Origin of the sequence: Bacteroides sp. ET225 (genome assembly GCF_024733745.1) — a bacterium.
In the GTDB taxonomy this organism is placed as follows: domain Bacteria; phylum Bacteroidota; class Bacteroidia; order Bacteroidales; family Bacteroidaceae; genus Phocaeicola; species Phocaeicola excrementipullorum.
In genome coordinates this window covers 1-22973 of sequence record NZ_JANRHN010000002.1, presented here as the reverse complement: position 1 = coordinate 22973, position 22973 = coordinate 1, and the positions used below count along the sequence as shown (strand labels likewise).

Sequence of the window (22973 nt, the reverse complement as noted above, 5' to 3'; positions counted from 1 at the left end):
GGGATGTCTTTTGCCGGCTTAAGAATCTGGGTATAATATTGCTTGACCAGAAAATTCAGGCTCTGAGGCTGGTTGGGGAAAAAGCAGGCGAAAGCCGGCATTCGGCCAGGTTGATGGCTCTGAATGCCGGCTTTCGCTTTGGGACTCATTCAGAAGAATATCGCTTCAGGTCAAGGTTACTCCTTGTCCCTGTCGGGAGAAAAGCGGACCGGGTCATTGTATTGTTCCTGCAAGCGTTTCAGCTCTTCTTTCAGTTCGTTTGCAATCGGTTCGTATTCCTTCTGTCCGTAAAGGTTGTGCATTTCTGATGAATCCTTTGCCAGATCATACAGTTCCCACCAGTCGATGTCATTGTAGAAATGGATGAGTTTGTAGCGTTCTGTCCGTACACCGTAATGGCGTTTCACCATATGTTCTGCAGGGTACTCATAGAAATGGTAATACAGTGCCTTGCGCCAGTTTTCGGGCTTTTCTCCTTTCAGCAGCGGAAGCAACGATTCACCCTGAATGTCTTCCGGAACGGGAGCGCCTGCCAGTTCGAGGAAAGTAGGAGCGTAGTCAATGTTCTGCACCAGTTCCGTGATGTCCCCTTTGCGTGTAAAGTCTTTCGGAAGCCTCATAATCAGCGGGGTATGCATTGACTCTTCATACATGAAGCGTTTGTCGAACCATCCGTGCTCGCCCATATAGAACCCTTGGTCGGAAGTGTAGACAACCAACGTGTTTTCCAGCAGTCCGTTTTTTTCGAGATAGTCAAGCACACGCCCCACATTGTCGTCAAGTGATTTGACGGTTTTCATATAGTCGCGCATATACCGCTGGTACTTCCAGTTGGCAAGTTCCTTTCCCGAGAGGTTCTGTTTGTAGAAATCTTTGATAATCGGATCGTAGAACTTGTCCCAGGCTGCGCGCTGTGCTTTGTCCATGCGTCCCAGAAACGATTCATAGGTCGCTTTCAGGATGCTGTTCTTGTCGGGACGGAGCATTTTCAGGTCATAGATCAGATCCATGTCTTTGACTATGCTCATTTCCTGTGCAGCCGCTGCGGGACGTCCTTCATAGTCATCGTAGAAGTTATCGGGCAGAGGGAAAGTCTTGTCTTCGTATAAAGCCAGGTTGCAGGTGTCGGCCATCCAGTTTCTGTGGATTGCCTTGTGGTGGATCAGCAGGCAGAACGGCCTGTCCTTGTCCCTTTTGTTTTCCATCCAGTCGATGGCGTCATCAGTGATCAGGTTTGTTATGTAGCCATGCTTCTGGATTGTATCGTTGTCTTGCGTTATGAAGTCCGGGTTGTAATAGCTTCCTTGTCCCGGCACGACTTCCCAATAGTCGAACCCTGACGGAAGACTCTCCAGGTGCCATTTGCCGATGACGGCTGTTTGGTATCCCGCTTTTTGCAGGAGCTTGGGGAAGGTTTGCTGCGAACTGTCGAATACGCAGGTCGTGTTGTCATAGAATTTGTTTGCGCACGAGTGCTTTCCTGTAAGCATACATGCACGGCTGGGGCCGCTCAGTGAGTTGGCTACGAAGCTGTTCGTGAATCGCACGCCTTCGTTGGCGATGCGGTCGAGATTGGGCGTTTCGGCATAAGGCGAACCGTAGCAGCTCATCATTTGAGCCGTGTGGTCGTCTGTCATGATGTAGACGATGTTGTACTTTGGGGTCCGCACATCTTTCCTGTTCTGGCATGCTCCTGTCAGGAACACTAATGCCGCTGCCCCGCTTAATAAGGCGATGTTTTTCATTGGCTGTAAATTTTGTGATTCTTGAATGCACAAATTTACATTTATATTTCTTTCTTGCAAAGATCGGAGCCGACATTGGCGGCCGAATGGTCATATTTGGTAGTTTATTGGTGATTATTGGTATTGTGCGGCTGGCATTGGCGCGTGATAAATGGAAACCAAAATCTGTTGTATATTTGATTTATGATTATCTTTGCGGGCGAATTGCATGGCTGCGTGCGGCTGTGCCGGAAAATTCCGCATCCGCGGTCGGACAGCCGGAGGTGGCGCAGGCAGAAATGAGCAGTAAAAAAACAGTAATTTGAATATATGGACTTTTTTCACATTCCTTCGTTTGTAACGATTCTCGATTTTGTCGGGACGTTTGCTTTTGCCATCAGCGGCATCCGGCTGGCTTCTGCCAAGCGGTTCGACTGGTTCGGCGCATATGTCGTGGGACTGGTTACGGCCATCGGTGGCGGAACGATACGCGACTTGTTGCTTGACGTGACACCGGCGTGGATGATTGATCCGATGTATCTTATCTGTACGGCCCTTGCGATGGGCTTTGTGATACTCTTCGGGCGTTATGTTATCCGGCTGAACAACACCTTCTTCATTTTTGACACCATCGGTCTGGCTCTGTTCACCGTAGTAGGTTTCAGCAAGGCCTATTCGTTGGGGTATCCTTTCTGGATCGCGATCATGATGGGAAGCATAACAGGTGCTGCCGGCGGTGTGCTGCGTGACATCTTTATCAATGAGATTCCGCTGATTTTCCGCAAGGAGATTTATGCCATGGCTTGCGTGATAGGCGGTCTGGTCTATTGGATTTGCCTGATAGAAGGTCTGGAGTCGTATGTGTCGCAGATAATAGGCGGAACAACCGTCTTTCTTGCGCGTGTGCTTGCCGTAAAGTTTCGGATTACACTTCCTATTCTGAAAGGAGAAGGATCCTCTGATTCTTGATACATGAGATTGCCGCAGAAAGCGGGAGGCGCGTATGTTCGCCTCTGTCGCCTTCTGCGGCAAAGTCTTTTATTGCAGAGTGCCGGCTTCTGCTTGCTGGATCATCTGCTGGCTGGCATACATGAAAACTTCAACGCGGCGGTTTTCCTGCCGTCCGGCTTCAGTCGAGTTGTCAGCAACCGGGTTGGCTTCGCCCATTCCCTCTACAGATTTCAGCTGGTTGGGAGAAACGCCGCATCCCAGCAGGTAGCTTGATACGCTCTGTGCGCGTTCCTGCGAGAGGTTCAGATTCTTCTGTGCGCTCTGTTCTGCCGTTGAGTTTTTCCATCCCGTATTGTCGGTATATCCGTAGATGGATACGTCCATGTCGCGGTTCTGGTTGAGCACATTGTTGGCAAACTTGCTCAATGCGGCTTTGGCCGATGAGCTGAGTGTGGCGCTGCTTGTAGGGAAAAGAATGCCGGAGTCAAAAGTTACCTTTACGGCTTGCAGGTTGTTGTTGTCCGTAACCATTTCCACTTGTGCCCCTTCAATCTTTTCAGCTTCGGCTGCTGCCTTGTCCATTTTCTTGCCGATCAGCACGCCTGCGCCTGCACCGACAGCACCGCCTACGGCAGCACCGATTGCCGCTCCTTTGCCGTGTCCGAATATGCCGCCGAGTGCAGCTCCCAGTGCGGCGCCGCTGCCTGCACCAATCAGTCCGCCTTTACCAGTGTTTGTCATTCCACATCCGCTAAGCACCAAGCATCCGCTCAGTAGGATAGCCATTGAAGTCATTTTGTTCATAATGTTTTCTTATTTTAGTTAAGCTGTTTTCTAGTATGCAAACAACGGATAGCCCTTCATTGTTTCGTTCACACGGTGACGAACTGAAGAAATTATTTCCTCGTTGTCTACATTCGAGAGAACCGTTTCGATCATTTCGGCGATTTCATACATCAAGTCCTCTTTGGCTCCGCGGGTAGTGATTGCGGGAGTTCCCAGCCGGATGCCGGAAGTCTGGAATGCCGAACGGGTATCAAACGGAACCATATTCTTGTTGACCGTGATGTCTGCGCTTACCAGCGCTTTTTCTGCCACCTTCCCGGTCAGATCCGGATATTTTGTGCGGAGGTCTACCAGCATTGAGTGGTTGTCCGTGCCGCCCGATACGATGGTGAACCCTCTGTCCATCAGCGCCTGTGCCAATACGCGCGCGTTCTTCTGCACCTGTTTCTGGTATTCCTTGTATTCCGGTTGCAGACATTCGTAGAATGCTACAGCTTTGGCTGCGATGACATGCTCGAGCGGGCCTCCCTGTATGCCGGGGAATACGGCAGAGTCGAGCAGCTGCGACATCATCTTGATTTCACCTTTCGGCGTTTTCTTTCCCCATGGATTGGGGAAGTCTTTGCCCATCATGATGACACCTCCGCGCGGACCGCGAAGCGTCTTGTGTGTGGTAGAAGTCACGATGTGCGCATATTTTACCGGATTGTCGAGCAGTCCGGCAGCAATCAGACCGGCAGGATGAGCCATGTCGATCATGAGCAGCGCGCCCACCTTGTCGGCGATTTCACGCATACGCCTGTAGTCCCATTCGCGCGAGTAGGCCGATCCGCCTCCTACAATCAGTTTCGGGCGTTCGCGCAGGGCGATTTCTTCCATCTGGTCGTAGTCTACCCGTCCGGTTTCTTTGTTCAGGTTGTATTCGCACGGCGTGTAGAGAATGCCGGATGTGTTTACGGCCGAGCCGTGCGAAAGATGTCCTCCGTGTGCCAGGTTCAGTCCCATGAACTTGTCGCCCGGATTCAGTACGGCTAGGAACACAGCGGCATTAGCCTGTGCGCCCGAGTGGGGCTGTACGTTGGCCCATTCTGCGCCGAAAATCTGTTTCAGGCGGTCGATGGCCAGCTGTTCGCTCTGGTCTACCACTTCGCATCCTCCGTAGTAGCGTTTGCCCGGATAGCCTTCTGCATATTTGTTGGTCAGGCACGATCCCATGGCCTGCATGACCTGGTCGCTTACAAAATTCTCCGAAGCGATCAGTTCGATACCCTTCAACTGCCGCTGGTGCTCTTTTTCGATGATGTCAAAAATAGCGTCGTCTTTTTTCATGATTATAAATGTTTTTTGGATTTGAATTGTCAGAAAATGATTCCGACTGAAAAGCTCAGTACGTTCAATCTCCGCTTTATCTTTATTTCTGCCTGGTTATACGGCTCCTCGGTGGCAGAGCTGTCGTATCCGATTGATTCGGTCACATTGTGCAGCCCGACCTCGTATCTGAAGTCGATGAATATGTTTGATATGTTGACGGCGAATGCGGCTACGGCACTGTATCTTACCGGTCCCACCGTTTCGTGTATGCCTTTCTGATAGAAACCTGAATACGTGTTCTCGCAATGCTCTTTCCATACCCATCCCACTTTCGGCCCTGCCATGAAAGCCATTCCGTAGGGATGAATGTCGACAAATTTATAGCCGTAGAGCAGAGGGATGTCGATTGTCGTCGCCCGGCTTTTGATGAGCGCGCTTTCTTCGATCAGCGAAGAGTTTGCAAGCGTATAGGGGATTGAGATACTTCCCAGCAGTACGTTGTACGAAATCTCCGGCTGGATGAAGTGGTGCTTCTTCATGTTGAAGCGGCAGAAGACGGATGCGAAGTAGCCCACTTTGTAGTTGTTCTGCATTCCTTCCAGCCCTTCTCCGTTGATGGTGAAACGGTCGGTAAAAAACATGGAAGAGTTGAACCCCGCTCTTACTCCCACGTTGAAGCGTGGTTTCTTGAGGGTCACCATCGGTGTGGAAATGCGTTGTGCCTGCAAGGTTTCCGCAATCAGCATTCCCGCACAGAAGATGATGAGAGTCAGACTCTTCCACATAGGCTATTTTTTCTTTTCTACCGACCAGCCGAACTTGCCTGTCTTCTTGCCCAGTTCGTAGTATCCTCCGTGGACATAGACAAGCAGCCCCGAGTCGGCCAGTTCAAACTTTCCCGTTTCCGAGTTCAGGTATTTGTCGTCGGCCTTCACGTTCACCACATCGGCGATGAACATGTCGTGCGAACCGAGCGAAAGGATTTCTTTTACCCGGCATTCAATGCACAGCGGCGACTCTTCGATGATGGGTGCGCTTACCATTGCCGCCTTTCCCGGCGTGAGCTTCATTTCGTGGAACTTGTTGTAGTCTTTTCCCGAGCGCACGCCGCACCAGTCGGTTGCGTATGCCATATCCTTTGTGGTCAGGTTGATGACAAACTCCATGTTTTTCTTCAGTATGGGGTAGGAATGCCGTTCGGGTCTGACCGAGATATAGCACATGGGCGGGTTGGTGCACAGCGTTCCCGTCCATGCCACGGTAAGTATGTTGTATTCTTCTTCGCAGCTTCCGCAGCTCACCAGCACCGCCGGCAAAGGATAGATCATTGTTCCCGGTTTCCAGTCCTGCTTCATGGCTACAGCAGCTTGATGTTGTCTTTCGACTGTTCCTTTTCGCAGTAGTGGCATTTCAGCAGGCCCTTTTCTTTGTCCACCAGGTGGAACCATGTCTGCATGGGTTCGTTGTTGGTGATGCACTTCGGGTTGTTGCATTTCACGATGCCTTTCAGTTCGTCGGGCATGATCACCGCCTTTTTCTCCACCACTTCGTAATCCTTGATGATGTTCAGCACGATGTTCGGAGCCACGACGGAGAGCCGGTTGATTTCGTCCGAGCTGAAGAAGCGGTCGGCAATCTTGATGATGCCCTTCTTTCCGAGCTTCTTGCTCTCAAAGTTGTTTCCGATGGTGATGTTTGCAGTCACGTCTTCCAGATGGAGAAGCGACACCACTGTAAACAGTTTGTCCGAAGGTATGTGGTCGATGACCGTACCGTTTTTCAGCGCGGCCACCTGCAGTTCTTTTTTCTCGTTCATGTTCATAGGATGGATAAGTGAATAATCTGGTCAGATTTGATGTTCTCGTTATAGCTTTTCGGTGTCAGCCTTCACTTCGTCGAGGGTGATGCCCAGCACGTCGCAGAGGATTGCCTCGCGCGCGTAAAGTCCGTTTTTCGCCTGCTGGAAGTAGTAGGCTTTCGGGTTGTCGTCCACGTCGTATGCGATTTCGTTCACGCGGGGCAGCGGATGCAGGATGCGCAGGTTCGGGCGTGTGTGCTCCAGCATCTTGTTGCGCAGGATATATACGTCCTTCACCCGTTCATACTCCATCAGGTCGGTGAACCGTTCGCGCTGCACGCGTGTCATGTAAAGGATGTCTGCGTCGGCTATGATTTCTTCCGTAAACTCCTTGTGCTCTTCAAACTGTATGCCGTTCTCCTTGCAGAACAGCTTGTATTCGTCGGGCATCCGCAGCTCGTTGGGCGCGATGAAGTGGAATGTCGGATTGAAGTGGCGCATGGCCAGCAGGAGCGAGTGTACGGTGCGTCCGTATTTCAGGTCACCCACCAGATAGATGTTCAGGTTTTCCAGCGTGCCCTGTGTCTTGTATATGGAATAGAGGTCGAGCATGGTCTGCGAAGGGTGCTGGTTGGCTCCGTCGCCCGCGTTTACGATAGGCACCGGTGCCACTTCGCTCGCATATCTTGCCGCGCCTTCCAGGAAATGCCGCATCACGATGATGTCCGCATAGTTGCTCACCATCATGATGGTGTCTTTCAGCGTTTCTCCCTTCGACGAACTGGTAACCTTAGGGTCTGTAAATCCGATGACCTTTGCTCCGAGGCGGTTTGCCGCCGTTTCAAAACTCAGCCGCGTGCGTGTTGAAGGTTCGAAGAAAAGCGTTGCAACTATTTTCCCGTCAAGCAGATGGCGGTTGGGTTTCTTTTCGAATTCTTTTGCCATTTCCAGCAGGTAGAGGATTTTCTCTTTCGTGTGGCTGGCAATCGTGACTAAACTTCTATTTTCCATATTAAGCTTTTTAATGCTGTTATAAATATCGGAGTTCAAAGGTAGGGAAAAAAATAGAAAAAACCATCTGTTTTCCGGAGTTTTCGGGAGGGGGCTGAAAATAAGCCGTCATTTGAATGAAGATGATGGGAAAGATTGGTGAAGATGATGGGAAAGAATTTATTTTTTACGCGGTGAATTTTGAGGCTTTCCGCAGGCTGCCTGTACGTGTGCGGAGAAGCTGAAAACGCTGTAGTTTGTCGTGGGTCCTCGGCGGATGGGGAATTGTGGCTGTTAAAAGAGCAAGGGTAGGGGTTTCTTTATTTCTTTCTTTTATATAAGGTGTCGACAGCCTTTCGTGTCCCGTATATGTCCTGTATCGGGCTGCAAGAGGCTGTTGTGCAGTGCGTTGAACGTCCCTTTTGTGTCCCGCTTCAATTTTTGAAAAGGATTCTTGGAAAAATCCGATGATTTTCCCTAAATTTGCAGTTTATAAAAAAGAATTTGTTTTTAATCAGAATATGAGAAAGACTTTTATCATTATACTTTGGGCGGTTCTTGCGCTCGTAATCGCTGCGGTGGCCATTGTCTTTACAGCCATCTCAAAAGGGAAGATCGGATATGTCCCTCCTGTCGAGGAGCTGGAGAACCCGAACCTGAAATTCGCCACACAGATCCTGTCGGAAGACGGGCAGTTGCTCGGAACGTGGTCGCTCAGCAAGGAAAACCGTGTGTATGTGGGCTATAACGATCTTTCTCCCCATCTGGTGCATGCGCTCATCGCTACGGAAGATGTCCGTTTCGACCAGCATTCGGGAATTGACGCCCGCGCCTTTCTGCGTGCGGTGGTGAAGCGGGGCATCCTCATGCAGAAGCACGCCGGCGGAGGAAGTACGATTACCCAGCAGCTTGCCAAGCAGTTTTATTCGCCCACGGCCGACAACGTGATGGAGCGTCTGCTGCAGAAGCCGATCGAATGGGTGATTGCCGTGAAGCTGGAACGCTATTACACGAAGGAGGAAATTCTCACCATGTATCTCAACAAGTTTGACTTTCTCAACAATGCCGTAGGCATCAAGACTGCGGCGAAGACGTATTTCGGAAAAGATCCGAAGAGCCTGAAGATTGAGGAGGCCGCTACGCTGATAGGAATGTGCAAGAATCCCTCGCTCTACAATCCGCGCCGTTTCAACGAACGTGCGCGCGGACGCCGCAATGTAGTGCTCGACCAGATGCGCAAGGCTGGCTATCTCTCCGCGGCCGAGTGCGATTCGCTTCAGGCATTGCCGCTGGTGTTGAAGTTCCAGCCGGTTGACCATAAGGACGGGCTGGCCACTTATTTCCGCGAGTACCTGCGCGGCATAATGACCGCCAAGAAGCCCGACCGCAGCAAATACCGCGGCTGGCAGATGCAGGCTTATTATGAGGACTCCATCGCCTGGGAAACCAACCCGCTTTACGGCTGGTGCGCGAAGAACAAGAAGAAGGATGGCACGAACTACAATATCTATGTAGACGGGCTGAAGATATATACCACCATCAATTCCCGTATGCAGCGCTATGCCGAAGAGGCCGTGTATGAGCATGTGGCGAAATACCTCCAGCCAAGGTTCTTCAAGGAGAAGAAAGGCCGCAAGACAGCTCCCTACACCAACGAGCTGACGCCGGCCGAGGTGGAGCAGATCTTGATGCGTTCTGTGCGTCAGAGCGACCGTTACCGCACCATGAAAGCTGCCGGATACAGCGAGGCTGAAATCACGAAGGCTTTCAACACTCCTCACGAGATGACCGTGTTCTCATGGGACGGCGACAGGGATACCACCATGACTCCGCTGGACTCCATCAAGTATTACAAACATTTCCTGCGTACCGGATTTATGTCGATGGATCCGCTGACCGGCCATGTAAAGGCATACGTGGGCGGACCTAACTACAACTATTTCCAGTATGACATGGCGATGGTCGGAAGACGTCAGATCGGGTCTACCGTGAAGCCTTTCGTCTATTCGCTGGCAATGGAAAACGGTTTCTCTCCCTGTGACGAAGTGCGCAACGTAGAGCAGACATTGTTTGACGAGAACGGCCGTGCCTGGTCGCCGCGCAACAGTTCGAAGAAGCACTACGGAGAGATGGTGACCCTGAAGTGGGGGCTTGCCAACTCGAACAACTGGATTTCCGCCTACCTGATGAGCAAGCTCAGCCCGTATGACCTTGCCCGTCTGATCCATTCGTTCGGCGTGCTGAACAAGGATGTCCAGCCGACCGTTTCGCTTTGTCTGGGTCCTTGCGAGATTTCCGTAGGAGAGATGGTGAGCGCTTATACGGCATTCGTGAACAAAGGCATCCGCACCGCTCCGCTGTTTGTTACGCGTATTGAAGACAATGACGGGAATGTAATCTCTACGTTCACGCCTCAGATAAATGAAGTGATCAGCGAGTCAACCTCCTACAAGATGCTTGTGATGCTCCGTGCCGTGATAAATGAAGGAACAGGAGGCCGCGTGCGCCGGCTCTATGGCATTAAGGCGGATATGGGCGGCAAGACCGGAACCACAAACCGCAACTCAGACGGATGGTTTATGGGCTTCACGCCGTCGCTCGTGTCCGGCTGTTGGGTTGGAGGCGAAGAGCGTGACATTCATTTCGACTGGATGCGTGACGGTCAGGGAGCTTCTATGGCGTTGCCTGTGTGGGGCATTTACATGCAGAAGGTGTTTGCCGACAAGACGCTGGGCTACTCGGAGGATGAAACGTTTGACATCCCCGGCGATTTCGACCCATGCAAAGACCGTCTGACAGAAATAGAAGAGGAGCATAACAGCCGCCTTGACGACATCTTCTTCCAATAGCCGGAGGGTTAGACAGCTTGAATTTTTTTCTATCAAACCCAAATACAGAAATGGCGGTAGGGCAAACAAAGCCTTACTGCCATTTCCTTTCAATCAGATAGATCCTTCTTTTTGGGGATTCCGCGGCGTGTATGTCGGGATTCATTATGCGCTGACGAAAAACGTCACGCAGATAGCCCTGTTGCTTCGCATTCGTGTTCAATTCCTCCTAAGCTCCATGCAGTATTTGTATATTCCGCTCATTTTAACAAGAAAAGATGGAGTGACGCTCAAATTCCGTCATCCGCTTTTGCGCTTTTCACGGGAAAAGCCTAACTTTGTACTATTTTAGGAGAGAACCGCTTACCTTGCATGTCCTGCCTTCGAGAGTTATCTCTTGATGCGGATATGGGACAGGTAACGGCGAAGCATTGCCAGAAGTAATCGATTCTTAACATATATCTATAAGACTTTTAATTCCCTCAATTAAAGATCACCTTATATTGCGAATAAAGTATTTATGATCCAAGACTCCGAAACTTTACAAGATTCAACGATATCTTTAAACAAATCTCATGCCTAATTTTAATAGTTATTTCCAGAACACATAAATGGCAAGTACTTCCAAAACCACTTTCATCCTGTTTATTCTGCGTGTCATTAGAATATTTATTTCTATTCTTACATTGACTCTATCGGCCAAGTTCTTTGGAGTAACTGTAGAAAGAGATGTGTGGATACTAGTTACAACTTTTTTAGCATCACTCGGAGCTGCAATATGGGGGCCAATAAACGAAACTTTTAGGGCCAAATTTGTCTTCATCAAAGAAAAAAACGGAGAAGAAGCAGCACTCTCAAAAACAGGATCGTTGGTAGGATTTGTTATAGTTGTCACAATTGTCGTTTCTGTTTTTACTGCTTTATTAACAACTCATGTTGCACAAAACATACTCACTTCTCCGACAGAAAAAGAAACATCTCTCTTCTGCTGTTTATTCCTCATAATGCTACCGACATTCTTCATAAATCAAATGACAACTTTGGGAATTAGTTTGCTAAATTCTTTTGAGGTTTATTATTTACCAGAAATTGTGGGTGCCATCACAGGTTTGGCTAGCTTAGGGATAATCGCTTTTTTAGCACCAAGCATTGGTATCTATTCATTAGCTGTATCTCAATACATATCTTATATTTGTTTATTCATTACTTGCTTTTATTTCGTCAATAAAACATGCCCACAAATCAAGACACATATTTTGCCAATAAAATGGAGTTTGATAAGGGACTTTATAATTTACTCATTGCCTTTCTTTTTCCCCTATTTTATAGGCCAATGCAACACATTAGGGGAAAAATGGTTGGCCGGAAAATTAGGACCGGGCATAATTTCTTCACTTGATTATTCTAGGCAATTTACAATAGTACTTCAAAATGTATTAAGCAGTGTGTTGACCACAATTATGGTGCCAACTTTAGCAAAATATTTTTCAAAGAATGATTTTAGGACCTATCAATCTTCATTAAATGACTTCATAAAAACGTGTTTTTTAATCCTCATCTTAACCATTCCCATGTTAATAGGCGGGGCGGCCCCATTATGTAAGTTTTTCTTTCTGAGAGGAAACATGTCACTGAATGAGTTATCAGTTATAATAACACTTACACAACTATTTGGGATGGCTTTTATCGGAGTTATTTTATATCTGATATTCGGTATGTCCTTGTTGTCTGCAGCAAAGGGAAAAGTATACGCCTTCTTAGGGATAACAACGCAAATTATTGTACTCATGCTCAATCTTTGCCTATATAGATCATTGACGTACTATATATTTCCAGTTTCTCTCTTTCTCGGGCATTTATCTGCGGCAGTAATAATGTGCAGATTCATGCCGATATCTATGAATGAAACTATAAAAAAAATAGGTTGCTACCTATGCATATTGACCGCGACAACAGCACTGATATGCTTTTTCAACTACAGCATAAAACTCCATTCGACATTTCTGCAACTTTTGTTTAATGGAATTTTATTGCTACTTATACTCCCTCTCGTTCTAAAGCTGATGAAGTTTAATATCAAACCTATTTTCAAAGGAACAAAGAAATGAAAAAAAATCTTACTCTACTTTTTTACGATTTCGAAGAATTTCATTTTGGGAAAGATGTTTTTTTAGTCCCATATTATCTCGGTATATTATATGACTATTCTGTTACAATTGTTTATCCTCAAAAAAATCCCGACCAAGTGTTTCCTGCCTTTTATAAGAATGTAAGGCTGCTGCCTGTCAAATGTTATGGCGATAAAAACAATATCAATATAAAGGACTTAAACCTAGCAATATATTTGTTAAAACATGCGAAAGAAATAGATTGCCTCATGAGGTTTCATAATACTCCCATGACTGCTCTAATTGTTATATTATACAAATTACTAAACCCTAAAGGGTATGCTTATGTAAAGATGGACATTAATCCTTACGAAATCGAAAATAGTACGACCAAACATGACAAACTCTATAGATGCTTATATTCCAAGTATATACAAAGATTGGACTTAGTTTCTTGTGAAACGACAGAAGCATTTCAAAAACTACAAAAAAGCCAATCCTTTTTCTTTAATTTCAAAGATAAGCTTATTTTAATGCCTAATGGCTTTGACGAACAATCATTGAAAGAACTCAATATAAAAGAGCTTTCATTTTCAGAAAAAAAGAACATGATAATTACAGTTGGGCGATTAGGAACCGCCCAAAAGAACACAGAAATGTTTCTTAAAGCTCTCGAGAAAACAGATTTAAAAGATTGGACAGTGTGTATGATAGGTCCTATAGAAAATCATTTTCAACTATATATTGATCAATTTTTTGAAAAGTATCCGCATAAAAAAAAGAATATTCTGTTTACAGGGGCAATATATGACAAAAAAACTCTTTGGGAATATTATAATCAAGCTAAAGTTTTTGTCCTGACATCTGACTTTGAGAGTTATGCTTTAGTGCTCAATGAGGCAAAACGATTTAAAAATTATATTATTTCAACACCTGTAGGTGCTTGTCTTGACCTCATTGAAAATAACAAATATGGCACTACGGTTGGTATTAATGATCATAAAGAACTGGCAGATAAGCTTCAGCAAATTATATATGGCAATGCCAACATCAACGTATATGACAATTATGATTCTCATCGGTTGTCTTGGGAATATATAATCAAACATATCCCTTTTGACAAAGGCCACATCTCTAAATAATAAAATTCATGGATGTTTCTATCATTATTGTTAACTACAATACAGAATTATTGATTCTTGATTGCATAAAAAGTATATATGAGAAGACTCAATATATATCGTTTGAGATCATAGTGGTTGATAATGCATCATCCAATGATCATTCAATATTAAAAACAGATAGCAGAATAAGGTATATACAATCTGAAACTAATCTTGGTTTCGGAAAAGCTAATAATCTAGGAGCAAAACATGCAAAAGGTAAGTACCTTTTCTTCTTGAATCCGGATACATTTTTAATTAATAACGCAATTTTTATTCTGTTCCAGTTTATAGAAAATAATCATGACGTCGGAATTTGCGGAGGAAATCTTTATACCAAAGACCTCAAACCCACACATTCCCATTTTACTATCGCTCCTGGGATAAAATTTGAATTGTATAACCTTTTTAGTGGAAAAACCTTTTTGTTTAAGGATGTTTCATATTTTAATTATTCAGAGAATCCCATAAGCGTAGAATATATAACAGGAGCCGACCTTTTTATAAGAAAAGAACTTTTTGAATCCATCAATGGTTTCGACAAAGATTTTTTCATGTACTTTGAGGAAAGTTACCTGTGTTTTATTGCAAAACAAGAAAACAGTCTTGTAATAAATGTTCCGCAAGCGCATATTATACACTTGGAAGGACAAAGTTTCTCTTTAAAAGAGAAAAGAGAGATGCTTTATCTGCAGGGAAGAAAACTTTATCTGACGAAAAGATACGGATTTATTTATTATGAGATATGCAATATCATTTATTTTATTACATGCTTAACTAGACTCCTTTTATTTCACATTCATAATGACGAGATAAAAACCAACTACTGGAGGCAAAAGATAAGGGTGTTTTTGAAATATATAATTCGTAAAGATAAAAATAGACAAAGCCGATAAGTATATATTATTACGAGATAATCATTTTCATGAAGAAAATCTAATGCTCTTGCCCATAACATAAATCAATCATCAAACAATATCGATGAACAACATTATTTTTATCACAAGATATTATGGCGAAATGCTAGGGGGTACAGTGTGTTCCCAAAGAAACCGAAAGTCTCTAGAACAAATCTTTGACAATCTGTTTGAATATAAAATCATAGATAAAAAAAGGGGAAGATTGCTCCTTTCCAGAGCCGAACAGTTATGTTTTGGATATATGGGCGGTATTGATTGCATAGATATTCAGCGCGTCAAACATATAATTCTCAATAAAAACTGCAATTACGCATTTATTGACTCATCTTTATTGGGAAGCTTTGCTAAAATTCTTAGACAAGTTTCACCAAAGATTAAGATCATTTGCTTCTTTCATAATTGCGAATACATGTACATTAACTCTATATATAAAGGGATTAAACGTAGTTTATATTCGAAATGGGCTTTCAAATGTGAACGGCAGGCATGCAAATATGCAGATACACTCATCGCGTTAAATGAAAGGGATTCGCAACTTATAACCAATCTCTACCAACGGAAACCAGAGTTGTGCATTCCTATCAGCATTGAAGATAAAACAACGCGGTTATACGGTCAAAATGGTGATAAATATATTTTATTTGTTGGTAGTTATTTTCAACCCAATATCGTAGGGATACAGTGGTTCATGAAAGAAGTTCTTCCTGCAATATCTGTCAAACTTAAAATAGTTGGGCGAAATATGAATTTGCTTCAAGTACCTGCTGGCGTTAAAGAAAAGGTGGAAATTATAAGCAATGCTGAAGACCTTTCACCTTATTACCAAAATGCGCAATTGGTAGTCATGCCTATATTCACAGGAGGAGGAATGAAGGTGAAAACAGCTGAAGCACTTATGTATGGCAAAACAATTATTGGAACGAAAGAGGCGTTCGAAGGCTATAAACTGAATGCCCCGATTTTCTATTTATGTCAAACCAACGAAGAGTTCATTAAAACAATTTCTTCTTTATATGAAAAAACATCTTCATTCAACAAGTCTTCGAGAGAGTTGTTTTTATCCGAATATTCATTTGAAGCCACATTGGCTTTATTCAGAAAAATAAAATAACTATTATACGGAAAATATGAGTTATAAACCATTGTATCATATACCTTTATTCCTTTTCGGCTTTTTGTATTATTTGGTACTTCCACCTTGTGTGGTATCAATGCAATTATTTGCAACATTTCCTGGAATGAGTTTTCTCTACCAATATTTTAGCCCGCATTTCATTCCAACTTACGCCATCATAATAACCATATTTTGCATCTCATTCATTATTGGAGCAATACTTCCATTTAAATATATGCGGAAAAAAAACATTGTTTCAGACATACATTATATATCCAACAAAGATTTATTTTTATTTGCATCTCCATTCTGGGTAGCAGGACAATATATGATCATAACTAATCGGCAAAACTTATTCCAAGGTTATCAAATTGATTATGACACAGAATTAATAGGGGCTATAGCAACAATAAATACCATTTTTCTATTTTTCTTTTTGTATAGTCGGAATATACCTAAAAATAAGCAGTCAAAGTGGAGTAATTTCTTTATTACATTCTCTATTTTTGAATTTTCAAGTATATTGTTAGGATTCGGATCCAGAATGTATATTATGATTCCTTTAATAGCATACATCATTTACTTACTCGATCAGAAAAAAATCAAACTCCGAAAACTCTTTTTGCAAATAAGTATTGCTATAATCTTTCTCCTCGGAATAGGAATTTGGAGATTGGGAGATAGCGATTATACGATAGATGCCATCATGTACATCGGAGTTGCTGAACCGACACTGACATGGATCAGTGCTGGATCTATGTTTGATAAAGGAGACTTACCTTATATAGCTTTTCCCTCTAATTTCTTAACTTCCTTTATTAACTTTGTACCGTCTTTTTTACTGCCAGACAAAGCTGAATTAATACAGCCAATCAACATATCCTATGATAGTCCATTTGGTGCGACAAATATATTAGTTTCATTGATCTCTAATTTTGGCATTCTAGGCAGTTGTACTGCTTTGTTTTTATTAGGTTTCATTCTTACATCCATTAGAATAAACGGCAAAACAGCATTTGCAAAAACTTATTACTATTGCGTTTGCGGAATGATCCCATTCCAATTATTCAGAGATAATATTGCAATAGTCAATAAAATGCTGTTTTACAACTTTCTAATCGTTCCTTTAATTATTTTTTGCATTGAAAAATTCATCTCGAATAAATATCCTAAGCATAATGAATATAGTATTTGACAACATTATTTTCTCCTTACAACGCTCGGGGGGCATATCAACAGTTTGGAAAGAATTTCTTATTCGGTGTTTTAAACACACAAAACAAATGCACATAACTTGTATAAACTATCCCAATAATAATATTTATAGTAATCTGGATTTTAATGCAAGTAATCAAGTTTTATATAAAAAACTTAAGACTCCTTTCTCAAGGTATTCTCCAATAACAATAAAAAATGATTCACCATTCATATTTCATTCTTCCTACTATAGGATTTGTAACAATCCTCATGCCATTAATATTACAACCGTACATGATTTTACATATGAATTATTTAATCACGGTATAAAAAGAATTATCCATTCGTGGCAGAAAAGAAATGCAATCTTGCATTCAAGCTATATTATCTGCATTTCTGAAAATACTAAAAAGGATTTGAGAAGATTTTTCCCAAACATTGACCCCCAAAGAATATTTGTCGTTTATAATGGAGTTTCTACAGACTATCACGTTCTAACTTCTACGGAACAGGAGAATGTATCGCTTCCCTATAAATCTCATGAATATGTGCTATTTGTAGGTTCGAGAGCTAAATACAAAAACTTTGAACTTACATTACAAGCTATCTCAAGAAGTGAACTAAATCTTGTAGTCGTTGGGGCGCATTTGAACGAAGAGGAGAAGAAAGTTATCAAAAGATACTTTAAAAATACATCACGCGTTTTTTGCACCGGACATATCAATAACGCAAAACTGAATGTTCTTTACAACTATGCTTTGGCTTTAATTTATCCATCTATATATGAAGGATTTGGCATTCCAATTTTGGAGGCCCAGAAAGCAGGATGCCCTGTCATTGCATACAACGGCTCTTCTATTCCAGAGGTAATCGGTGATACACCATTGCTGATGAAGGAAACTACAACAAATGAAATTATCCGTTGCCTTTCAATCTTATCAGATAATGAGAGAAGAAAACAAATAATTGAGAACGGGCTTAAGAATGCAGGACGATTCTCATGGGAAAAAATGTATAATGAAATCATGAATATCTACAAAATAGCTTGGGAATCGAGGAAATGAAAATATCTATTATTACGGCAACATATAATAGTGCGTCCACTTTAAGAAGCACTATCATGTCAGTGTTTCAGCAAACATACGCTGATTATGAATATATTATTATTGATGGAAAGTCAAAAGATGAAACTATAGAGATCATAAAAGAATATGAAAGGAACTTCCATGGGCGAATGAAATGGATTTCAGAGAAAGACTATGGAATCTATGATGCTATGAATAAAGGTATTTCACTTGCAACCGGTGATATTATTGGCATTTTAAATTCGGACGATTTCTTTACATCTGATGACGTTTTAGAAACAGTGGCCAAAACGTTTAAGAAGTATGATGTCGATGCTGTATATGGTGACATACATTTTGTCAATGACAATAATTTAAAGAAATGTGTAAGATACTATTCGTCCAAGATTTTTCGCCCCTCATTAATGAGATTCGGGCTAATGCCTGCACACCCTTCACTTTACCTTAAAAAAAATGCTATAAATAAAATTGGCTTTTATGACACCTCTTTTAAAATTGCAGCAGATTTTGATTTTTTGCTTAGGGCTTTCTGTATACACAAGATTTCTGCAAAATATATTGAGAAGGATTTTGTTACAATGAGAACAGGAGGTGCCAGCACTGCAAACCTAAGAAGCAGATGGATTATCATGAAAGAACATCTTAAATCATGCAACAACAACCATATATATACCAATGTGTTTTTACTATCACTCCGGTATTTTTATAAGGTCTATGAAATCCTAATCACAAACAAGCAACTTGATCAAAAAGATAATATTTAAATAAAAATGGGAAATCTAAGAGCCTGTTTCAATTTTCCGATTCAGTATTTTTATCCGCCCCTTTTTGAACTTGTTTCCGGTCTGTTTCCCCGCTATCATCCTCGTAAAAACAGAAAAACATCTTCGCATACGATTCTCAAACCGAGGCGGAACAAAATTTAAACGCTCTTAAAAAATAGAATTCAATAAAATAGAACTGGCGGTACATATCGTAACAATCTTTGACTAATAAAAAAATAATCATATCTTTGCCCAACAATAATTGATTTATCAAAATGACGGAACAGAAAAACGATACAACGGAAAAGAAACAGCAGGAAATAATGGAAATCGATTTTATTGCTTTGTTCAAAAAATTAGTGGACAATAGAAAAAAGATTTATAAAGCAATTGGAATAGGTGCTCTTATCGGTTTAGTCATAGGCTTCAGTCTTCCGAAAGAATATGAAGTGAAAGTTTCGCTTTCACCGGAATCGGGATTGGACAATACAGGAGGGCTGGCCAGTATCGCTTCCATGTTCGGCTTAAGCAGTGGATCTGCCAGCTTGGGAGAAGATGCTCTCAGTTTCAATATGTTTCCTGAAATAGTAAAAACCACTCCTTTCTTATTGGAAATGCTGGAAACGCCTGTCATGACAAAAGACAGTGTTTCTATGAGTCTTTATGATTATTTGGATACACAAAATAAACCGTGGTGGGGGTATATGATAGGATTACCTGGGAAAGCTATCGGTGGAGTTGTTTCCTTGTTTAAGGACAAGCCGGAAGAAAAAGAGAATCAGCCAATTGATCCGTTCAGACTGACACGAAAGCAAAGCGAACGCATTAGAATGTTGAGGAAAGTATTGGACGCTGAAACTGACAAAAAGACAAGCATGACAACTGTCAGCGTAAAGCTGCAAGATCCTGTAGCTACAGCATTAGTTGCAGATAGCGCGATTACTAAGCTTCAGCGGTATATTACAGACTATCGTACACGCAAAGCGCAGCAGGATTGTATTTATCTGGAAAGAATAACTCAAGAAAGGGAAGCTATCTATATAAAAGCACAAAAAGAATATGCGCATTTTGCGGACGCTAACAAGAATATAATTTTGCAGTCGGTTAAAGCGGAAAGTGAACGGTTGCAAAAAGCGGCAACTGCTGCTTACGAGGTTTACAGTCAGATGGAAACGCAACTGCAATTGGCTAAGGCTAAAGTACAAGAGGCTAAACCTGTATTTGCAGTTGTTGAGCCATCGACTGTCCCTTTGCATCCCTCTTCACCCAAAAAGATGATCCTTTTAATTGGATTCGTATTTCTCGCTTTTATTTGTGAATCAGTGTGGATTCTTTTTGGAGAAGATTTTTGGAATTCATTCAAAGCGGAAATGAAAAATCCGAAAGCAGGGACGGAAAAAGATGAAAATCAGTGAAAGTAATACTGAATATCATAAAAACAACAGCCATGTTTTTTTTACTCACTTATTCAAATACACAAGCATATTACCAGATGAAAAGACTGATATTAACGGCTACATTTGCGTTTCTTATAACCGCTGTATATGCTCAATTAGACGCAGACTTGAAATATAGAGTTGAATTGGGAGCTACCGCCGGAGGAGGAACGTATGCTCCTCTATGGTTTACTGCCAACCGCTACGGACTGTCTAGCGTTGAGCCGAACTCTGGCTACATGCGCGCCGGAATCGCTTATGAGAAAGGAATGAGGCATAACTGGAAAATTGCTGCGGGCATAGATTTGGCCGGAACCGTGAATCACGAAAAAGCATTCAATATACAGCAGTTGTACGCCGATTTCTCATGGAAGGTTCTGACGCTGAGCGTAGGCATTAAAGAACGCGACGGATTTCCTTTAGAGAAGAATACGGCTCTGAGCAGCGGCATGATGGTAGAAGGCCCTAACGCACACCCATTGCCTCAGATTCGAGTTGAAATGCCTGAATTTTGGAATGTCCCGGGAACTAAAGGCTGGCTGGCATTTAAGGGACATATTGCTTACGGATCTTTTGCTGAGTACGACTGGCAGCGGGATTACGTGAATCCGGGGCAATACTTCACTGAGAACGTACTCTACCACAGCAAGTCATTGATGCTCCGTTTCGGTAATAAAGACAGGTTTCCGCTGGAATTCGAGACGGGTATTCTGATGGCGGCACAGTTCGGAGGAAGCAGGTATTACAAAGAAGCTGACGGGAGTGTAACTTTGGACACTGAAATGCCGCATAACCTGAAAGCGTATTGGAAAGCCTTCTTCCCGCAGACGGGAGGAAGTGATACACCAGGAGGAGAACAGGTGAACGTGGAAGGGAACCATGTGGGAAGCTGGAACTTTGCATTGAACTATTACGTCGGAAACTGGAAATTCCGTGCCTATCTGGAGCATTATTTCGAGGATACATCCCAAATGTTCTGGGAGTATGGAAGATGGAAGGACGGACAATTGGGACTGGAAATTACTTTCCCTAAAAATAAATGGGTCACCTCTGCCGTATGGGAGGGGATTGCAACCAAAGACCAGACCGGCCCTTTGTTATATGACGGATTCTGGGGACAATTTCCGGAATATCAGATAAGTGCCAATGACAATTATTATAACCATTATATTTATGGCGGATGGCAATATATGGGAATGGGGATGGGCAATCCGCTAATATCCGGGCCGCTCTACAATGCCGACCATTCGATTTCTTTCCGGAGCAACCGGATCAGAGCGCATCATTTGGGCATTTCCGGTAATCCGTCAGACGAATGGAGCTACCGGATGTTGATTTCTTTTGCAAGGCACTGGGGAACTTATGACTATCCGCTCGACAAGCAGCGCAAACAGTTCAGTTCGCTTTACGAGGCCACTTATTCGCCCCAATGGGCAAAAGGATGGAGTGCATCGCTGGCTCTCGGATTAGACCGCGGAAACTATTTGGGAAACTCAACCGGAGGTATGCTGACTATAAAGAAAACCGGAACTATTTTTTAATTTTTACAGAAGGCAATCATGAAGCATATAATTTATTCTATTATCTGTCTGCTGACGAGTGTACTTGTTTTAGTCGGATGCCAAAAAGAGGCCATCAATCCGGACATAGAAGGCCATTGGCAGCTGCTGGAGTTTACAACCAAAGCGGATAATCAGGTTCACAAATGTGAGAGAATTTATTACAGCATCCAACTGTGGGTAGTAGAAGTCGCAGAGAAACAAGGGCCATTCGAATTGACTCCGTTTCGGGGGAGATATAACTATGACGAGGCTTCAAATACAATAACTATGACAGACATGAGTACGTATTCACCTGAAAACTCTGTCCCGGCAGAGGTGTGGCAATTGGAGCCTTACGGATTAAACAGCGTAAACACTACATTCAATGTAATCAGTGTTGACAGCCATTCTATGACTTTGGAATCTGACTATGCCATATTGAAATTCAAGAAATTCTGAGCATAATGGATAAAGAAGAACACTGGTATGCGCTGTATGTGAAAATGCATCACGAAAAGAAAACCGCAGAAAGGCTGGATGAAATGGGGATTACCAACTATCTGCCGGTACAGGAGGTCGTGAAACAATGGAGCGACAGAAAAAAAAGACTGAAAACGGTAATTATTCCGATGATAATTTTCGTCCGGACAAGTGAGCACAACAGACTGGAAATTATCCGGAATGTCCCGGCTGTAACAGGGTGTTTGTTCGACAGATGCAGGCGAAGGCCTGCCATAATTCCAGATGACGAAATGGATAAGTTCAGGTTCATGCTTGACTTTTCTGAAGAATCTGTCAGATTTATCAATGCACATTTAAATCCAGGAGATAAAATACGTGTAATCAAAGGTCCTTTGGCCGGGTTGGAAGGAGAAATGTCGCAGTTGGAAGGGAAGTCGCAAATTATGGTAAGAATCGAACAGCTGGGGGCTGCTACAGTAGAAATACCTGTCGGATATGTCGAAAAGATATGATCCGCCATTTGATCGTTTAAAAATTGAGCACAGAAACATAACATCTTCTGTTGCCAGTGTTTTCTGTGTGCAACCTTAAAGCTATTCTCTTGCCTGCTTTGGATCGGATGTTATAAATCATCGATGCCATCACTGGAAGCGCTTCCCAAAATCTTGATAATTTTTGTCTTGTCGTTGAGCAATACGGTTGGCAGCCCTTCAAGTACGGCAAAGTTGGCTTTGTTTCGCAGCATACGGTTTCATTGCCCTGTTGAACCGGGATGTACGTGTTTTTAGTAAGCAT

Annotated in this window: 22 protein-coding genes; 14 read left to right on the top strand and 8 right to left on the bottom strand. The window is 43.1% G+C overall.

Annotated features, from left to right (window positions below):
* Positions 1 to 176: 176 nt before the first annotated feature.
* Complete coding sequence (locus NW212_RS01160) at positions 177 to 1745, bottom strand: sulfatase (RefSeq protein ID WP_258336823.1); 1569 nt, start codon at positions 1743 to 1745, stop codon at positions 177 to 179.
* On the opposite strand from NW212_RS01160, the gene NW212_RS01155 reads away from it, so the two are divergent.
* Complete coding sequence (locus NW212_RS01155; protein ID WP_258336822.1) at positions 1745 to 2050, top strand: hypothetical protein; 306 nt, start codon at positions 1745 to 1747, stop codon at positions 2048 to 2050. The genes NW212_RS01160 and NW212_RS01155 overlap by 1 nt on opposite strands.
* 19 nt (positions 2051 to 2069) lie before the next feature.
* Positions 2070 to 2693: a trimeric intracellular cation channel family protein gene (locus NW212_RS01150; protein ID WP_258336954.1), complete on the top strand. Its 624-nt coding sequence runs from the start codon at positions 2070 to 2072 to the stop codon at positions 2691 to 2693.
* Positions 2694 to 2762: 69 nt separating this feature from the next.
* Here the strand turns inward: NW212_RS01150 and NW212_RS01145 are convergent, their stop codons facing one another.
* The 6 genes from NW212_RS01145 to pyrB are packed head-to-tail and all read right to left on the bottom strand — an operon-like array spanning position 2763 to position 7581.
* Positions 2763 to 3479, bottom strand: a complete 717-nt coding sequence (locus NW212_RS01145; protein ID WP_258336821.1) for an OmpA family protein — start codon at positions 3477 to 3479, stop codon at positions 2763 to 2765.
* Between the two features lie 30 nt (positions 3480 to 3509).
* The gene (gene glyA, locus NW212_RS01140; RefSeq protein ID WP_258336820.1) at positions 3510 to 4790 is read right to left on the bottom strand and encodes a serine hydroxymethyltransferase; all 1281 of its coding nucleotides are present in this window, start codon (positions 4788 to 4790) and stop codon (positions 3510 to 3512) included.
* A gap of 29 nt (positions 4791 to 4819) precedes the next feature.
* The gene (locus NW212_RS01135; protein WP_258336819.1) at positions 4820 to 5557 is read right to left on the bottom strand and encodes a porin family protein; all 738 of its coding nucleotides are present in this window, start codon (positions 5555 to 5557) and stop codon (positions 4820 to 4822) included.
* 3 nt (positions 5558 to 5560) lie between these two features.
* Positions 5561 to 6127 (bottom strand): flavin reductase family protein, encoded by a 567-nt coding sequence (locus tag NW212_RS01130; RefSeq protein WP_258336818.1) that lies wholly within the window; start codon positions 6125 to 6127, stop codon positions 5561 to 5563.
* A gap of 2 nt (positions 6128 to 6129) precedes the next feature.
* On the bottom strand, positions 6130 to 6588 hold the full coding sequence (pyrI, locus tag NW212_RS01125; RefSeq protein WP_375337931.1) for an aspartate carbamoyltransferase regulatory subunit: 459 nt from the start codon (positions 6586 to 6588) through the stop codon (positions 6130 to 6132).
* A gap of 48 nt (positions 6589 to 6636) precedes the next feature.
* Positions 6637 to 7581, bottom strand: coding sequence for an aspartate carbamoyltransferase (gene pyrB, locus NW212_RS01120; protein ID WP_258336816.1), 945 nt, complete (start codon positions 7579 to 7581; stop codon positions 6637 to 6639).
* A 500-nt stretch (positions 7582 to 8081) separates the two neighbouring features.
* Between pyrB and NW212_RS01115 the strand changes: the two genes are divergently transcribed.
* From NW212_RS01115 to NW212_RS01060, 12 genes are all read left to right on the top strand, one after another.
* Positions 8082 to 10409 carry a transglycosylase domain-containing protein gene (locus NW212_RS01115; protein ID WP_258336815.1) on the top strand — a complete coding sequence of 776 codons (2328 nt, stop codon included), beginning with the start codon at positions 8082 to 8084 and terminating at the stop codon, positions 10407 to 10409.
* Between the two features lie 590 nt (positions 10410 to 10999).
* Positions 11000 to 12496: a lipid II flippase MurJ gene (locus NW212_RS01110; protein WP_258336814.1), complete on the top strand. Its 1497-nt coding sequence runs from the start codon at positions 11000 to 11002 to the stop codon at positions 12494 to 12496.
* The gene (locus tag NW212_RS01105) at positions 12493 to 13638 is read left to right on the top strand and encodes a glycosyltransferase (protein ID WP_258336813.1); all 1146 of its coding nucleotides are present in this window, start codon (positions 12493 to 12495) and stop codon (positions 13636 to 13638) included. Before NW212_RS01110 ends, NW212_RS01105 begins: the two co-directional genes overlap by 4 nt.
* A gap of 8 nt (positions 13639 to 13646) precedes the next feature.
* Positions 13647 to 14555 carry a glycosyltransferase family 2 protein gene (locus NW212_RS01100; protein WP_258336812.1) on the top strand — a complete coding sequence of 303 codons (909 nt, stop codon included), beginning with the start codon at positions 13647 to 13649 and terminating at the stop codon, positions 14553 to 14555.
* 85 nt (positions 14556 to 14640) lie between these two features.
* Positions 14641 to 15690, top strand: a complete 1050-nt coding sequence (locus tag NW212_RS01095) for a glycosyltransferase (protein ID WP_258336811.1) — start codon at positions 14641 to 14643, stop codon at positions 15688 to 15690.
* Between the two features lie 238 nt (positions 15691 to 15928).
* A complete protein-coding gene (locus NW212_RS01090) occupies positions 15929 to 16888 on the top strand; it encodes a hypothetical protein (RefSeq protein ID WP_375337930.1) in 960 nt (319 codons plus the stop codon).
* Between the two features lie 88 nt (positions 16889 to 16976).
* Positions 16977 to 17954, top strand: a complete 978-nt coding sequence (locus tag NW212_RS01085; protein ID WP_309148237.1) for a glycosyltransferase family 1 protein — start codon at positions 16977 to 16979, stop codon at positions 17952 to 17954.
* Positions 17951 to 18739, top strand: coding sequence for a glycosyltransferase family 2 protein (locus NW212_RS01080; protein WP_258336953.1), 789 nt, complete (start codon positions 17951 to 17953; stop codon positions 18737 to 18739). The genes NW212_RS01085 and NW212_RS01080 overlap by 4 nt, the downstream gene beginning before the upstream one ends.
* A gap of 275 nt (positions 18740 to 19014) precedes the next feature.
* Positions 19015 to 20154: a Wzz/FepE/Etk N-terminal domain-containing protein gene (locus tag NW212_RS01075; RefSeq protein ID WP_258336808.1), complete on the top strand. Its 1140-nt coding sequence runs from the start codon at positions 19015 to 19017 to the stop codon at positions 20152 to 20154.
* A gap of 77 nt (positions 20155 to 20231) precedes the next feature.
* On the top strand, positions 20232 to 21716 hold the full coding sequence (locus NW212_RS01070; protein ID WP_258336807.1) for a capsule assembly Wzi family protein: 1485 nt from the start codon (positions 20232 to 20234) through the stop codon (positions 21714 to 21716).
* An 18-nt stretch (positions 21717 to 21734) separates the two neighbouring features.
* Entirely contained in the window at positions 21735 to 22175 is a 441-nt protein-coding gene (locus NW212_RS01065; protein ID WP_258336806.1) for a lipocalin-like domain-containing protein, read from the top strand.
* Positions 22176 to 22180: 5 nt separating this feature from the next.
* Complete coding sequence (locus NW212_RS01060) at positions 22181 to 22690, top strand: UpxY family transcription antiterminator (protein ID WP_258336805.1); 510 nt, start codon at positions 22181 to 22183, stop codon at positions 22688 to 22690.
* Positions 22691 to 22800: 110 nt separating this feature from the next.
* Here the strand turns inward: NW212_RS01060 and NW212_RS01055 are convergent, their stop codons facing one another.
* Positions 22801 to 22923 (bottom strand): hypothetical protein, encoded by a 123-nt coding sequence (locus NW212_RS01055; RefSeq protein ID WP_258336959.1) that lies wholly within the window; start codon positions 22921 to 22923, stop codon positions 22801 to 22803.
* Positions 22924 to 22973: the final 50 nt, after the last annotated feature.